Origin of the sequence: Roseateles sp. 22389, assembly GCF_052044995.1 — a bacterium.
Lineage (GTDB): Bacteria > Pseudomonadota > Gammaproteobacteria > Burkholderiales > Burkholderiaceae_C > Roseateles.
On record NZ_JBQEOF010000023.1, the window covers coordinates 24,149 to 37,449 of the forward strand.

Annotated in this window: 14 protein-coding genes; 5 read left to right on the plus strand and 9 right to left on the minus strand. The window is 71.1% G+C overall.

Annotated features, from left to right (window positions below; translation table 11 throughout):
• Positions 1-3 precede the first annotated feature (3 nt).
• From rpiA to ACTJKJ_RS23690, 5 genes are all read right to left on the minus strand, one after another.
• Positions 4-663 carry a ribose-5-phosphate isomerase RpiA gene (rpiA, locus tag ACTJKJ_RS23670; RefSeq protein WP_440822469.1) on the minus strand — a complete coding sequence of 220 codons (660 nt, stop codon included), beginning with the start codon at positions 661-663 and terminating at the stop codon, positions 4-6.
• 75 nt (positions 664-738) lie between these two features.
• Entirely contained in the window at positions 739-1,212 is a 474-nt protein-coding gene (locus tag ACTJKJ_RS23675; RefSeq protein ID WP_440822471.1) for a DUF6152 family protein, read from the minus strand.
• Between the two features lie 55 nt (positions 1,213-1,267).
• Positions 1,268-1,696 carry a hypothetical protein gene (locus ACTJKJ_RS23680; protein ID WP_440822472.1) on the minus strand — a complete coding sequence of 143 codons (429 nt, stop codon included), beginning with the start codon at positions 1,694-1,696 and terminating at the stop codon, positions 1,268-1,270.
• Between the two features lie 15 nt (positions 1,697-1,711).
• Positions 1,712-2,845, minus strand: a complete 1,134-nt coding sequence (locus ACTJKJ_RS23685; protein WP_091724229.1) for a 3-deoxy-7-phosphoheptulonate synthase — start codon at positions 2,843-2,845, stop codon at positions 1,712-1,714.
• A 79-nt stretch (positions 2,846-2,924) separates the two neighbouring features.
• Positions 2,925-3,851, minus strand: coding sequence for a DMT family transporter (locus ACTJKJ_RS23690; protein ID WP_440822475.1), 927 nt, complete (start codon positions 3,849-3,851; stop codon positions 2,925-2,927).
• A gap of 114 nt (positions 3,852-3,965) precedes the next feature.
• Here ACTJKJ_RS23690 and ACTJKJ_RS23695 point away from each other — a divergent pair, with 114 nt between their 5' ends.
• The 5 genes from ACTJKJ_RS23695 to ACTJKJ_RS23715 all read left to right on the plus strand — a co-directional run bounded on the left by ACTJKJ_RS23695 (position 3,966) and on the right by ACTJKJ_RS23715 (position 8,606).
• Positions 3,966-4,928 carry a LysR family transcriptional regulator gene (locus ACTJKJ_RS23695; RefSeq protein WP_440822477.1) on the plus strand — a complete coding sequence of 321 codons (963 nt, stop codon included), beginning with the start codon at positions 3,966-3,968 and terminating at the stop codon, positions 4,926-4,928.
• A gap of 132 nt (positions 4,929-5,060) precedes the next feature.
• On the plus strand, positions 5,061-6,101 hold the full coding sequence (locus tag ACTJKJ_RS23700; protein ID WP_440822479.1) for a quinone-dependent dihydroorotate dehydrogenase: 1,041 nt from the start codon (positions 5,061-5,063) through the stop codon (positions 6,099-6,101).
• A 164-nt stretch (positions 6,102-6,265) separates the two neighbouring features.
• Complete coding sequence (locus tag ACTJKJ_RS23705) at positions 6,266-6,592, plus strand: iron uptake protein (RefSeq protein WP_440822481.1); 327 nt, start codon at positions 6,266-6,268, stop codon at positions 6,590-6,592.
• Between the two features lie 15 nt (positions 6,593-6,607).
• Positions 6,608-8,287 (plus strand): PepSY-associated TM helix domain-containing protein, encoded by a 1,680-nt coding sequence (locus ACTJKJ_RS23710; RefSeq protein WP_440822483.1) that lies wholly within the window; start codon positions 6,608-6,610, stop codon positions 8,285-8,287.
• The gene (locus tag ACTJKJ_RS23715; RefSeq protein WP_440822485.1) at positions 8,280-8,606 is read left to right on the plus strand and encodes a DUF3325 domain-containing protein; all 327 of its coding nucleotides are present in this window, start codon (positions 8,280-8,282) and stop codon (positions 8,604-8,606) included. The genes ACTJKJ_RS23710 and ACTJKJ_RS23715 overlap by 8 nt, the downstream gene beginning before the upstream one ends.
• A 167-nt stretch (positions 8,607-8,773) precedes the next feature.
• On the opposite strand, the gene ACTJKJ_RS23720 is transcribed toward ACTJKJ_RS23715, so the two are convergent.
• From ACTJKJ_RS23720 to ACTJKJ_RS23735, 4 genes are all read right to left on the minus strand, one after another.
• The gene (locus ACTJKJ_RS23720; protein ID WP_440822487.1) at positions 8,774-9,268 is read right to left on the minus strand and encodes an FxDxF family PEP-CTERM protein; all 495 of its coding nucleotides are present in this window, start codon (positions 9,266-9,268) and stop codon (positions 8,774-8,776) included.
• Positions 9,269-9,479: 211 nt separating this feature from the next.
• The gene (gene parC, locus ACTJKJ_RS23725) at positions 9,480-11,837 is read right to left on the minus strand and encodes a DNA topoisomerase IV subunit A (protein ID WP_440822489.1); all 2,358 of its coding nucleotides are present in this window, start codon (positions 11,835-11,837) and stop codon (positions 9,480-9,482) included.
• Positions 11,838-11,894: 57 nt separating this feature from the next.
• On the minus strand, positions 11,895-12,626 hold the full coding sequence (locus ACTJKJ_RS23730) for a lytic transglycosylase domain-containing protein (protein WP_297387561.1): 732 nt from the start codon (positions 12,624-12,626) through the stop codon (positions 11,895-11,897).
• Positions 12,623-13,180: a GNAT family N-acetyltransferase gene (locus tag ACTJKJ_RS23735; protein WP_440822491.1), complete on the minus strand. Its 558-nt coding sequence runs from the start codon at positions 13,178-13,180 to the stop codon at positions 12,623-12,625. The genes ACTJKJ_RS23730 and ACTJKJ_RS23735 overlap by 4 nt, the downstream gene beginning before the upstream one ends.
• Between the last annotated feature and the right edge of the window lie 121 nt (positions 13,181-13,301).

Consider the following 13,301-nt stretch of genomic DNA (forward strand, 5'->3'; position numbering starts at 1 on the left):
CGGTCAGAAGGTCATCGTCTTCACGCCCTGCGCCGTGCCCAGCAGGCACACGCCCGCCTTGTTGCGGGCGAAGACGCCGACGGTGACCACGCCGGGCCATTGGCTGACCTCGGCCTCGAAGGCGGCGGGATCGGTGATCCGCAGGCCCTTGACGTCCAGGATCCGGCAGCTGTTGTCGGTCACGCAGTCCTGGCGCAGCACCGGCTCGGCGCCCATCGCGCGGAAGCGGCGCGCGATCTGCGCGGCGGCCATCGGGATCACCTCGACCGGCAGCGGGAACGCGCCCAGCACGTCGACCAGCTTGCTCTCGTCGGCGATGCAGACGAAGGTCTGGGCCAGGTCGGCCACGATCTTCTCGCGCGTCAGCGCCGCGCCGCCGCCCTTGACCATGTGGCCCTGGCGGTCGATCTCGTCGGCGCCGTCGATGTAGACCTGCAGCGACTCGACCTCCGACGCGTCCAGCACCGGGATGCCCAGCGCCTTCATGCGCTCGGTGCTGCGCACCGAGCTGGACACCGCGCCGGCGATGCGCACACCGCTGGCGGCCAGCGCGTCGATGAACTTGTCCACCGTCGAGCCGGTGCCCACGCCCACCACCGTGTCCGGCGTCACGTACTGCAATGCGGCCTGGCCGACCAGGGTCTTCAATTCGTCTTGGGTCATGGAGGGGCGAGCGACGGCTCGTCGTAGAGGGCCGGAAAACTGGCGGGAGAGGAAAGGCGGGATTATCTCCGCCGCTCAAGCGGGCGACGACCGCAGCCCGTACACCTTGCCGCCGACGAACAGGTACTCCGCCCGCAGCACCGCCGCGCCCTGCTCGCCCGGGGCGGCGAAGCCGATCACCGACAGCTGGGTGCCAGGTCTGATCTCTTCGACCTGCCAGGCCTCCAGCCGCGTCAGCGGCGCCAGCTCGACCTCCCAGCGCCGGTCGCGCCGCGTCGGCACCTGCGTCTTCGCGAGCAGGGCCTCGCCGTCGACGGCGCTCGTCTGCTTGGGCAGGACCCGCTGCTTCAGGTCGGTCGGCAGCACGAGCCGCTCCGGCACCTCCAGGTCCAGCTCCGCATGCGGATTGCGCCAGGTCACCCTGGCCGCGCGGCCCTCCAGGTACAGCGGGCGGTCCTGGTCGAAGCCGCTCCATCCATGGTGGGCGCGGACGGCGGCGGGCATCAGGGGCGCGGCCGCGAGCGCGGCCAGCAACAGACGACGTTCCATCGAAGCCTCCTTGAAGGACGTGAAGGACCTGAAGGACGCGCTGGCGGGAAGGACGTCAGACGAAGGCGATCCAGCGCCCGCAGATGATGACAGCGACCCAAATCCCCAACGACAGCAGGCATTGCCAGCGGCCGAGGCGGTCCTGCGCCCGCACGCCGCCGCGCCAGTGGAACCAGGCCGCGTTCAGGCCCGCCACGGCGATCAGCGCGAGCTTCACGCGCAGCGCGGGGTTGATCCACAGCTCCTGCGGCTGGGTCGCGAACATGGCCGCGCCGGAGACGGCGCACAGCGCGAAGCCCGCCAGCGCCGTGGGAATCGCCAGTCGCGCCAGCGCGCCGGGATCGAGCTCGCGACGCGCGCCCAGCGCGCGCAGTTCAAAGACGAGCAGGCCGCCGAACAGCGCGCCCAGCCCGATCAGGTGCACGACCGAGAACGCGGGGTAGGCCCAGGGATGGGCCGCCAACGCCGTCAGCGTGTCCCACACGGCTCGGCACGCTGCTCACGCGCCTTGGCGGTCGCGGCGCTGGCGCACCGCGGCGGCCAGCGAGCGCAGCAGCGGCTCCGTCTGGCTCCAGCCCAGGCAGGCATCGGTGATGGACACGCCCGGCAGCAGGTCCGCCTTGGTCTGGCCCGCGAGCAGGTCCTGGCGGCCCGGCTGCAGGTGCGATTCGATCATCACGCCGGTGATGCGCGCGTCGCCACCGGCGATCTGCGCGCCGACGTCCTGGCCGACGTCGATCTGGCGCTCGTACTTCTTCGACGAATTGGCGTGCGAGAAATCGATCATCAGCTGCTCGCGCAGGCCCGCCGCCTTCAGCACCTCGGCCGCCGCCTGCACCGAGGCCGCGTCGTAGTTCGGCGCCTTGCCGCCGCGCAGGATCAGGTGGCAGTCGTCGTTGCCGCGGGTCTCGAAGATCGCGGCCAGGCCCATCTTGGTCATGCCCATGAAGGCATGGCTGGCGCGCGCGGCCAGCACCGCGTCGGCGGCGATCTTCACCGAGCCGTCGGTGCCGTTCTTGAAGCCCACCGGGCAGGACAGGCCGGAGGCGAGCTGGCGGTGGCTCTGGCTCTCGGTGGTGCGCGCGCCGATCGCGCCCCAGGCGATCAGGTCGGAGATGTACTGCGGCGACAGCAGGTCCAGGAACTCCGTGCCCGCCGGCAGGCCCAGCGCCGTCACGTCCAGCAGCAGCTGGCGGGCCAGGCGCAGGCCCTCGTTCATGTGGAAGCTGCCGTCCAGGTGCGGATCGTTGATGTAGCCCTTCCAGCCCACCGTCGTGCGCGGCTTCTCGAAGTAGACCCGCATCACGACCAGCAGGTCCTGCTTCAGTTCCTCGCGCAGGTCCTTGAGCAGGCGGGCGTAGTCCATCGCCTGGCCGTGGTCGTGGATCGAGCAGGGCCCCACCACGCACAGCAGCCGGTCGTCCCGGCCGTGGAGCACGTCGCTGATCTCGCGCCGCGCCGTCTCGACGACCTCGAGCGAGGCCTCGGGCAGGGGCAGCTCGTCCAGCAGCAGCGCCGGCGAGATCAGCGGGCGGACCGCGTCGATGCGGGTGTCGTCGGTGCGGGTGGCGTCGCGGGTGGCGTCGGCGGAGCCGACTTCGCGGTCGTGCTGCGGATGGTCGAGGTGCTTCATGGCGGCGGCGCGTGCCCTCTCGGACACGGAAACGCGGAAAAGGAAGCGGCGATTATCCGCCGCCGCGCAATCCCGGGCATCAACCGCCCCGCTTCATCGACGCCAACCCCACCGCCGCGGCCGCGACGACGAATCCGGCCAGCGACAGCGCGCCCAGGTGCTCGTCCAGCAGGGCCACGCCCATCAGCGCCGACACGCCGGGAATCAGGTAGAACAGCCGCGCCACCGCCGCCGCCTGACCGCGCCGGATCATCACGAACATCAGGCTGAAGGCGCCGATCGAGTTCACCAGGCCCAGCCACAGCGTCGCGCCGATCAACTCGACGCCCCAGTCCGCCACGCCGGGCTCGCGCCACAGCGCCAGGGCCGTCACCGCGAGCGCCGAGACCGTCATCTGGATGCCGCTGCCGGTGCGCAGGTCCATGCCGGCGCAAAAGCGCTTCTGGTACAGCGTGCCGGCCACCAGCCCCATCAGGCCGAGCAGCCCCGCGCCATAGGCCTGCCAGGCGCCACCGCCCAGGGGTCGATCCGCGATGACCAGCGCCACGCCCGCCAGGCCGCCCAGCATGCCCAGCCACTGGCGCGCGCTCAGGCGCTCGGCCAGCCACAGGTGCGCGCCCAGCGCGGTGGCCAGCGGCATCAGGCCGATCAGCAGCGCGGCCACGCCGGTGGGCAGCCCCCAGGCGATCGCGCAGTAGACGCCGGAGAAGTGCAGCACCTGCATCAAGAGCCCCACCACGCCGAGGTGGATCCAGGCCCGCGGCGTCTTCGGCCACGGCGCGCCGGTCGCCGCCGACACGCCGAGCAGCACCACCGCCGCCAGCCCGAAGCGCAGCGCGAGCAAGGTGAACGGACCGGCGTGCGGCAGCGCCAGCTTGCCGGCGAGGTAGCCGGTGCTCCACAGCAGGATGAAGAGCGCCGGCAGGCTCAGCGCGACCAGCGCGCCGAGCCGATCCGCGCCCGCGGTCGACGGGGTCGGCAAGGCGCCGTGGGTGGCAGTCGTCATGGCGAGGTCCTTTCGGAAGATCAATGGACGCACTCTAGAAACGCACCGCTCCGGACACAATCCGCTCTCCTTTCGTTTTAGAGTTTCCGGATCGAGAACAATCGGAGGATCCCCATGGGACGCCTGGAAGACCTGCAGGCCTTTGCCCGCGTCGTCGACGCGCGCAGCTTCTCGGGCGCGGCCAAGCTGCTGGGCGCGACCAAGTCCGCCGTCAGCAAGCAGGTCGCGCGGCTGGAGCAGCAGCTCGGCACCCGACTGCTGCATCGGACCACCCGCAGCATCAGCCCCACCGCCGAGGGACGCGGCGTGTACGAGCGCGCGCTGCGGCTGCTCGAGGAGGCGCAGGCGCTCGATGCCGAACTCGCCGGCCAGCGCGAGCAGCCGCGCGGCGTGCTGCGCCTCAGCACGTCCACCGCCTTCGGCAACCTGCAATTCACCGCGCTGCTCACCGAGTTCTGCGCTCGCCATCCCCAGTTGCAGGTGGTGCTGGGGCTCAACGACCGCTACGTCGACCTGGCCGAGGAAGGTTTCGATCTGGTGCTGCGGCTCACCGGCCGGCCGAGCCCGGGCCTGGTCGCACGCAAGCTGGCGGACATCCGTTTCGTGCTGTGCGCATCGCCGGCCTATCTCGCGGCGCAGGGCACGCCGACCTCGGTCGCCGAGCTGGCCGACCACCGCTGCCTGCGCTTCGGCTACCTGCACGCGCCGGAGCGCTGGCGCTTCCGTCATCCGGAGCGGGGCGAGGCCGAGGTCGAGATCTCCGGCGCGCTGCGCTTCGAGAGCGGCCTGACCGCCAACAGCAGCGAATCGCTGCGCGTGGCAGCGCTCGCCGGCATGGGCCTGGCGGTGCTGCCGACCTACGCCATCGGCCGCGACCTGCGCGCCGGCCGCCTCACCGCCCTGCTCCCCGACTGGACGCCGCTGGGCGGGCCGGCCGAGGCGGACACGCTCTACGCGGTCTATCTGCCCAGCCGCTTTCCGAGTCCCAAGGTCCGGGCGCTGATCGATTTCTGTGTCGAGCGATGGGGGGACGTGCCGCCCTGGGATCGCCCCGACGACCCGCCGGACGCCCCGTGAAACCGGCTCGGGCGGCGTGCCCGTCCGGGCCCGGGCCCGTTGGAGCTAGGGCGAGTCCCCCATCACCGTTCGCACGCGGAGCCTAGGCGCGGCCGGCCCGGCAAGGGCGCGATGAGACAATGCCGCCCCATCATGGCCCTCATCCCCTACGGCTTCGCCCGTCCCTTCCTGTTCGGCCTGGATCCCGAACACGCGCACGAACTGACCCTGGGCAGCATCGCCCGACTCCAGAACACGCCCGCCCAGTGCGCCTGGGCGCAGGCGCGGGTCGCCGATCCGGTGACCGTCGCCGGCCTGAAGTTCCCCAACCGCATCGGCCTGGCCGCCGGCCTGGACAAGAACGGGCGCTGCATCGACGGCCTGGGCGCGATGGGCTTCGGCTTCATCGAGGTGGGCACCGTCACGCCCAAGGCGCAGCCGGGCAACGACAAGCCGCGCATGTTCCGCCTGCCGGCCAGGCAGGCGCTGATCAATCGCCTGGGCTTCAACAACGAGGGGCTGGACGCCTTCATCGCCAACGTGAAGCGCTCGCACAGCTTCCGCCACCACGGCGGGCTGCTGGGCCTGAACATCGGCAAGAACGCGGTCACGCCGATCGAGCGCGCCGTCGACGATTACCTGATCGGCCTGGAAGGCGTGTTCCCGCACGCGGACTACATCACCGTCAACATCTCCAGCCCCAACACCAAGAACCTGCGCCAGCTGCAGAGCGACGAGGCCCTGGACGCGCTGCTCGGCCCGCTGCAGGCGCGCCGGCTGGCGCTGCAGGACGCGAGCGGCCGGCAGGTGCCGCTGTTCGTGAAGATCGCGCCCGACCTGGACGAGCACCAGGTGGCGGTGATCGCCGCGAGCCTGAAGCGCCATGGCATCGACGGCGTGATCGCGACCAACACGACGATCGCCCGCGAGGCGGTGCAGGGCCTGCCGCATGCCGGCGAGACCGGCGGCCTGTCGGGCGCGCCGGTCTTCGAGGCCAGCAATCGCGTCATCCGCCTGCTGCGCGCGGCGCTGGGCAGCGGTTATCCCATCATCGGCGTGGGTGGCGTGCTCAGCGGCGAGGACGCACGCGCCAAGCTGCAGGCCGGCGCCGACCTGGTCCAGCTCTACACCGGCCTGATCTACAAGGGCCCGGCCCTGGTGCCGGAATGCGCCCGGGCGATGGCGCGGCTCTGACGCCGCCCCGCCTCCCGCACGACCGAAGCGCTCCCCAGGAGCGCTTCTTTTTTGCGCCCGTCCCACAAAAACCTGCTATTGCAAATGCGAATTACATGCATCTGAGCCATTGACAAGACGATAATGCCTCGCATTTGCAACAGCGCTTCACGCCCTCGGCCGCCATGACCGACCTCGCTCCCCCGCCCTCCCGCGCGCCGGGCCGGCTCCCGCCGCTGGCGCTGCTGTCGCGCATCGGCGCGGCGGTCCTCGGCGGCTATGCGTTCTGCTGGGGCTTCATCGCCGTCGTCCATGCCGGGCTGTATGGCCTGGGCATGCCCTTCCACGACGCCGAACACCTGGCCGCCATCCTCGGGGTGCTGCTCTATCTGGTGGCCTTCCTGTGGACCTTCGCGGCGCGGCGTGTCGGCCTGTGCTGGGCGGTGCTGCTGGTGGGCGGCGGGCTGATGACCGGGGCAGCGGCGCTGATCCAGCGCGCGCTGCTCGCCTGACACAAGGAGCGACCCGTGTTCCAGAACTTCCGGCTCTCGATGGCCTGGCTGCACACCTGGTTTGGCCTGGTGCTGGGCTTCGTGCTGATGGTGGTGTTCTTCTTCGGCTCGCTGTCGGTCTTCGACCGCGAGATCGACCGCTGGGCAATCCCGTCGTCGCGCTTCGCGCCGCAGCCGATGCCGTCCTTCGACACCATCCTCAAGCCCGCCTTCGAGCGCATGCAGCCGGACAAGGACGCGATCGCGCTGCTCGACGGCCGCGTCGACGGGCCGCTGCCCGAGCGCTTCGAGGTCGTGCGCAACTGGGGCGCCTACACCACGCACCGGGATCCGGTGGTGTCGGTGTTCGCCGGCTTCGAGGTGCCGCGCGCGAAGGACCCGGACGAGACCGTCTTCGCCAGCCACGCGCTGGACCCACGCACCGGCGCCGTGCTGCCGCAGGGGCAGTTGCGCGTGGGCAGCGAGTTCTTCTATCCGCTGCATTACAGCCTGCACCTGAAATGGAAGGACCTGGGCACCTGGATCGTGGGCTTCTCGGCCTTGATGATGCTGGCCGCGCTGGTCAGCGGCGTGGTGATGCACCGCAAGCTCTTCCGGGAGTTCTTCACCTTCCGCCGCCACAAGACCGTGCAGCGCAGCGCGCTGGACCTGCACAACCTGACCGGCGTGGTCGCCCTGCCCTTCCATTTCTTCTTCGCCTTCACCGGGCTGGTGATCTTCGCGGGCATCTACTTCCCGGTGGCCCACACGCAGCTGCATGCGCTGCACGAGCTGCACGAGCGCGTCGAGGCGCGCGAGACCGGCCTGCCGCACGAACGCGCCGGCGTGGCCGCGCCGATGGCCTCGGTGGACGCGATGGTGGCGCAGGCGCAGCGGCGCTGGCAGGCCAAGGGCATGGCGGGCGACGTCGGTTTCGTCTACGTCAGCCATGTGGGCGACGCCAACGCCTACGTCAGCGTCTATCGCGCCGGCACGGACCGCGTCGCGCTGACCGGCGAAGGCGTCCACTTCAAGGCGACCACCGGCGAGCTGCTGCGCGAGGACCCGCCGCGCAGCGCGGTGGACAGCGTCAACGAGTTCCTGACCGGGCTGCACCTGCAGCACTTCCGTCACTGGCTGCTGCGCTGGCTGTATGTGCTGGGCGGGCTGCTGGGCTGCGTCTGCATCGCCACCGGCTTCCTGTTCTTCGTCGAGAAGCGCAAGCAGCAGCATGCGAAGGCGGGCAGCGCGGGCAGCCGCGTGGTCGACGCGCTGGCGGTCACCACGGTCACCGGCATGCTGGTGGCGACGATGGCGATGCTGGTGGCCAACCGGCTGCTGCCGGAGTCGCTCGCCGACAAGGGCGACTGGGAGCGCACGGTGTTCTGGAGCGCCTGGGGCCTGGCGATGCTGCACGCCTTCGCCCGTGGCGGCGCACTCGCGCGGGCGCGGATGAACCCGGCCTGGCGCGAGCAGTGCGGCTTGATCGCCGCCGGCGCGGTGACGGCGGTCGTCGCCAATGCGGTCACCACCGGCGACCACCTGGGACGCACCCTCGCGGCCGGCTACTGGCCGGTGGCGGGCGTCGACCTCAGCCTGCTGGCGACCGCGGCCGTGGCGATCCTCGCGGCCAGTCGGCTCGGTCGGCGGGCGAAGGCCACGGCCACTGGCCACTCGCCCGCCGTGCTGGCGACCGCGGAGGCGCGCCATGGTTGAGCCGACCTGGCTGCTCACCGGTGCCGCGGTCAGCGCCGTGCTCGGCTTCGGCTGGCTGGCGCTGGCGATGGACACGCATTGGGAACAGGTCCATGGCGATGCCGCCGCGCCGCCTTCGCTGGCACGCGCGCTGCGTCTGGCGGGCGCGTTGGCGCTCGCCGCGTCGCTGGGGCTGTGCCTGGGGGCGGACCATCCCACGATGGCGGTGCTCGTGTGGCTGATGCTGCTGGCCGGCGGCGCAGTAGCGATCGCGGCCACCTTGTCGTGGCGGCCGCGCTGGCTGCGAGCGCTGTGGCCGTGCCGCGTCGCGGCGCAATGAACCGGGCGGCACCGCAGCAGGGCGATTGCGGTGCCTCGCGACCACCGGCGACTCGGCCCGCGTTTGCGCCGCCCCAATGAAAAAAGCACCGCGCCGGGAGGGCGCGATGCTTCGCAGGGAGACCTCGCTCGAGCGAGGACGCCGCGCCCGATGACGCGGCGGGGCGCTCAGGCGCGACGGCGGCGGGCGGCGACGCCCAGGGCGGCGATGCCGGCCAGCATCAGGGCGTAGGTGGCCGGTTCCGGCACCGCGGCCGCGACGGCATTGACCGTCGTCGACAGCACAGCGACGTTGCCGAAGCCGGTGCCGCCCAGCGACCCGCTGGCGATCAGCTGGTAGGTGCCCGCGGCCAGGTTGGCATAACGGAAGCCGCCCGCGCTGGCGTCCAGGTCGGTCACGGCCAGGCCGGTGCCATTCAGGCCGGCGAAGCTGAAGCTCACCGACTGCAGCGGCAGCGTGAAACCGCTGCCGAAGTCGATCGAGGTCGCGGCGAACACCGAGCCCGTCACATCCGACGCTTGCGTCAGGGTGAAGCTGCCCAGGACCACGTCCGAGAAACTGCCGTTGGTCGGCGTGACGAACACCGGATCCAGCGTCGACGCGGCGGCGGCGCCACCGATCAGGGCCGCGGCCAGCGCCACGGCGAGAGACTTGAACTTCATGCTGCTCCCATCCCGAGAAACGAGTTGATTCGTGAGGAAGTTTGCACTGCAGCATGCGTTCGTGTCTTGCACAAACCCGCGACTTTTGTTGCGGTGCGTCACAGCCGTAAGAAACAGGGGACACGCTTGTCCCCTGCGTGCCTGAACCGGGCATGCCAGCGCGCGTCGCCGGTGCCTGGACCGGCGTCCGGACCGCCGCCCCGGCCGGCGCTCAGCCCGCCGTCACCCGCATCGACTTCTGCATGACATCGCAGGCCTTGCCCTTCTTGGCGCGCTTGCCGGCGTAGGACGCCAGCGCCACGCCCTTGAGCGGCTCATTCTCCTTGGCCTTGCCCCCGCGCGCGGTGCCGCTGACCAGCAGCTGCGTCGTGAACGCGGCCACGCTGACCAGCGCGTCCTTCGCATCGAGATCGATCAGCGTCAGGCCGCGGCCGCCCTTGGGCTGGTGCTTGAGCTCGTCGATCGCGAAGGTCAGCAGGCGGCCCGCCATCGACAGGCAGGCCACCTGCACCCCGGCGACTTCGCCGACCGGCACCACCGCGGGCGGCAGCGGCCGCTCCTCACCTTCCAGGCTCAGGAAGCCCTTGCCGGCCTTCTGGCGGCCGACCAGGTCACCGACCTCGGCCACCAGGCCGAAGCCGCCGGTGCCCGCGAGCAGCAGCTTCTGCGTCGCCGCGCCGGCGAAGTAATGGGCGATCTGGCTGCCGGATTCCAGCTCGATCAGCGTCGTGATCGGCTGGCCGTCGCCGCGGCCGCCCGGCAGCGCCGAGACCGGCACCGAGTAGGCCCGGCCGTTGCTGCCCAGCACCACCAGCGGATCGACGCTGCGGCACGGGAACACGCCGTAGAGCGAGTCGCCCGACTTGAAGGCCAGCGCCGCCGGATCGACCTCATGGCCCTTGAGCGCGCGCACCCAGCCCTTCAGGCTGACGACGACCGTCACCGGCTCGTCGACGATGCGCACCTCGGCCACGGCGCGCTTGTCCTCCTGGATCAGCGTGCGGCGCTCGTCGCCGTACTGCTTGGCGTCCGACTCGATCTCCTTGACCACCGTGCGGCGCAGCACCGACGGGTTGGACAGGATTTCCTCGAGCTTGCCGGCCTCCTCGCGCAGGCCCTTGAGTTCCTGCTCGATCTTGATGAACTCCAGGCGCGCGAGCTGGCGCAGCCGGATCTCGAGGATGTCGTCGGCCTGGCGCTCGCTGAGCTTGAAGCGCTCGATGAGCGCCGGTTTGGGCTCGTCGGAGTGACGGATCAGCGCGATGACCTCGTCGATGTGCAGCAGGATCTCGTGGCGGCCTTCCAGGATGTGGATGCGGTCGCGGACCTTGTCCAGGCGGTGCTGCGTGCGGCGCGTCACCGTGTTGAGACGGAAGCCGATCCACTCGGTCAGGATCTTGCGCAGCGTCTTCTGCACCGGGCGGCCGTCGTCGCCGACCATGGTCAGGTTCAGCGGCGCCGAGGTCTCCAGGCTGGTGTGCGCCAGCAGCGTGTTGATCAGGTCCTGCTGCTCGATGGTGCGGCTCTTGGGCTCCAGCACCAGACGCACCGGCGCGTCCTTGTTGGACTCGTCGCGGGCCTTGTCCAGCACCGCCAGCACCGAGGCCTTGAGCTGCAACTGCTCAGGCGTGACCGTCTTCTTGCCGGTCTTGACCTTGGGGTTGGTCAGCTCCTCGATCTCCTCGAGCACCTTGGCCGTGCTGACGCCCTGCGGCAGCTCGGTCACCACCAGCTGCCACTGGCCGCGCGCGAGGTCTTCGATCTTCCAGCGCGCGCGCAGCTTCAGGCTGCCGCGGCCGGTGTTGTAGGCGGCGCGGATCTCCTCCGCCGAGCTGATGAGCTGGCCGCCGCCCGGGTAGTCGGGGCCCTGGATCGCGGCATAGAGCTCGTCGTCGCCCGCGTCCGGGCGCTTGAGCAGCAGCACCGCCGCTTCCGCCACCTCGCGCAGGTTGTGGCTGGGCACTTCCGTGGCCATGCCCACCGCGATGCCCGACGCGCCGTTCAGCAGCACGAAGGGCAGCCGCGCCGGCAGCTCGCGCGGCTCGTTCTCGGAGCCGTCGTAGTTGGGCTGGAAATCGACCGTGCCCTGGTCGAGCTCGTCCAGCAGCAGCCGCGAGTAGATCGACAGCCGGGCTTCCGTGTAGCGCATGGCCGCGGCGTTGTCGCCGTCGCGGCTGCCGAAGTTGCCCTGCCCGTCCACCAGCGGATAGCGCTGGCTGAAGTCCTGGGCCATGCGCACCATCGCGTCATAGGCGGCCTGGTCGCCGTGCGGGTGGTACTTGCCCAGCACCTCGCCGACCACCCGGGCGCTCTTGACCGCCTTGGCGCCGGTGGCACCGGCGAAGCCCAGGCCCAGCCGCTCCATCGTGTAGAGGATGCGGCGCTGCACCGGCTTCTGGCCGTCGCTGTAGGTGGGCAGCGCCCGGCCCTTCACCACCGACAGCGCGTATTCCAGGTAGGCCTGCTGCGCGTACTGCGCCAGCGTCAGCGCGTCGCCCGACGGCGCCTGCCCGCCGCCCGGCTGGCCCGGCGTCTCGAAATCAAAGGTCTCTTGCGTCATCTCTCTCATGCCGGCCTGCGCCGGTCGTTCGAATCTTCTTGGGAAAGCCTCGGTCGCCGCGCCCGCTCACTCGAGCGGCGTGGCGACCATCGTCAGTTGCCGGGCCCGGGCGCCGAAGCTGCGCTGCAGCAGCGCCCAGTACAGCTCCAGCACCAGGTGCACATGGGCCTGGGTCTCGTCGATGTCGGGCATCTGCCCGCCGGCCCGCCGCACCGCGCCTTCGCCGGCGTTCCAGGCCGCCAGCGCCGCGTCCAGCCGGCCGAAGCGCCGCGTCAGGTCCGCCAGCATGCGCGCGCCGATCATCACGTTGGTCCGCGGCTCCAGCAGGTGCAGCGGCCGCCGCAGTTCCTCCGCGGTGGCGTAGCGCTGGGCCGTGACCGGCGTGATCTGCATCAGCCCGGACGCGCCGCGCGGCGACACCGCTGCCGGCCGGAAGCCGGACTCGACCGCGATGATGGCTTTCAGCAGTTCGGCATCCACGCCGGTCGCCGCCGCCGCCTCGCGCAGGTAGGGCTGAACCGCCTTGACCTCGGGGGCGATGTCCAGCCAGGTCAGCATGCGCTGGCCGTGGTCGGTCTTGCCGGGCACCCGCTGGATGCCGCTGAGCGGCGACATCACCGGCTGGAAGCGGCCGTCGACCTGCGTCGGCGCGAAATGCGCGATGCCGTCGGCGTCCACGTAGCCCCACAGCTCCGCATGCGCGGGCGTCAGCTTGGCCGCGAAGGCCACGGCGATGCTCAGCGCCAGGCGCTTGCGCAGCCGCACGCCGCGCGTCGTGGGGCCGCGGCCGTGGCTCATGCCTCCAGCCCCTGCGCCACGCGCGCCTCGAACTCGCGCTTGAGCAGCGACATCACGATCAGGTCGTCGAAGCCCTCGCCCATCACGCCCTGCGCGTCGGGCAGCGGCTCGGCGCGCACGCATTCGCGCAGCCGGCCCTCCTCGACGTAGCCCTCGCTGCGGTACAGCGCCTGGGCCCGCGTATTGCGGCCCTTCACGTCCAGCCAGAAGCGGTGCGCGCCCAGTTGCACGAAAGCCATCTTCTTGAGCAGCCGCACGCACACCCGCCCCACGCCCTGCCCCTTCGGACCGAGCACGATGCGCTTGAGCTCCACCGAGCGGTTGGGATTGCGGCAGCCCTGCAGGATCACGAAGCCGGCGCGCTCGGCATCCAGCTCGACGATGAAATGGCGCGCATCCGGAAAGCGGATGGCGCCCTCGTGCTGCGTGCGCTCCCAGGGCGTGATGAAGGGCCGGTTGCCCGCGTCCTGCTCCACGCCGACGACGAAGTCCAGGTCGGACAGCATCGTCGGTCGCAGGGTGACGCGATGGTCTTGCATCACGGTGCTGGCCATGTCGGCCTCAACGCCCGCCCGGCCGCCCGAAGGGCGTTGAGCGCCCCCTCGGGGGGCAGCGAACGAAGTGAGCGTGGGGGCGCATCGTCCGACGCCCGCCCGGCCGCCCGAAGGGCGTTGA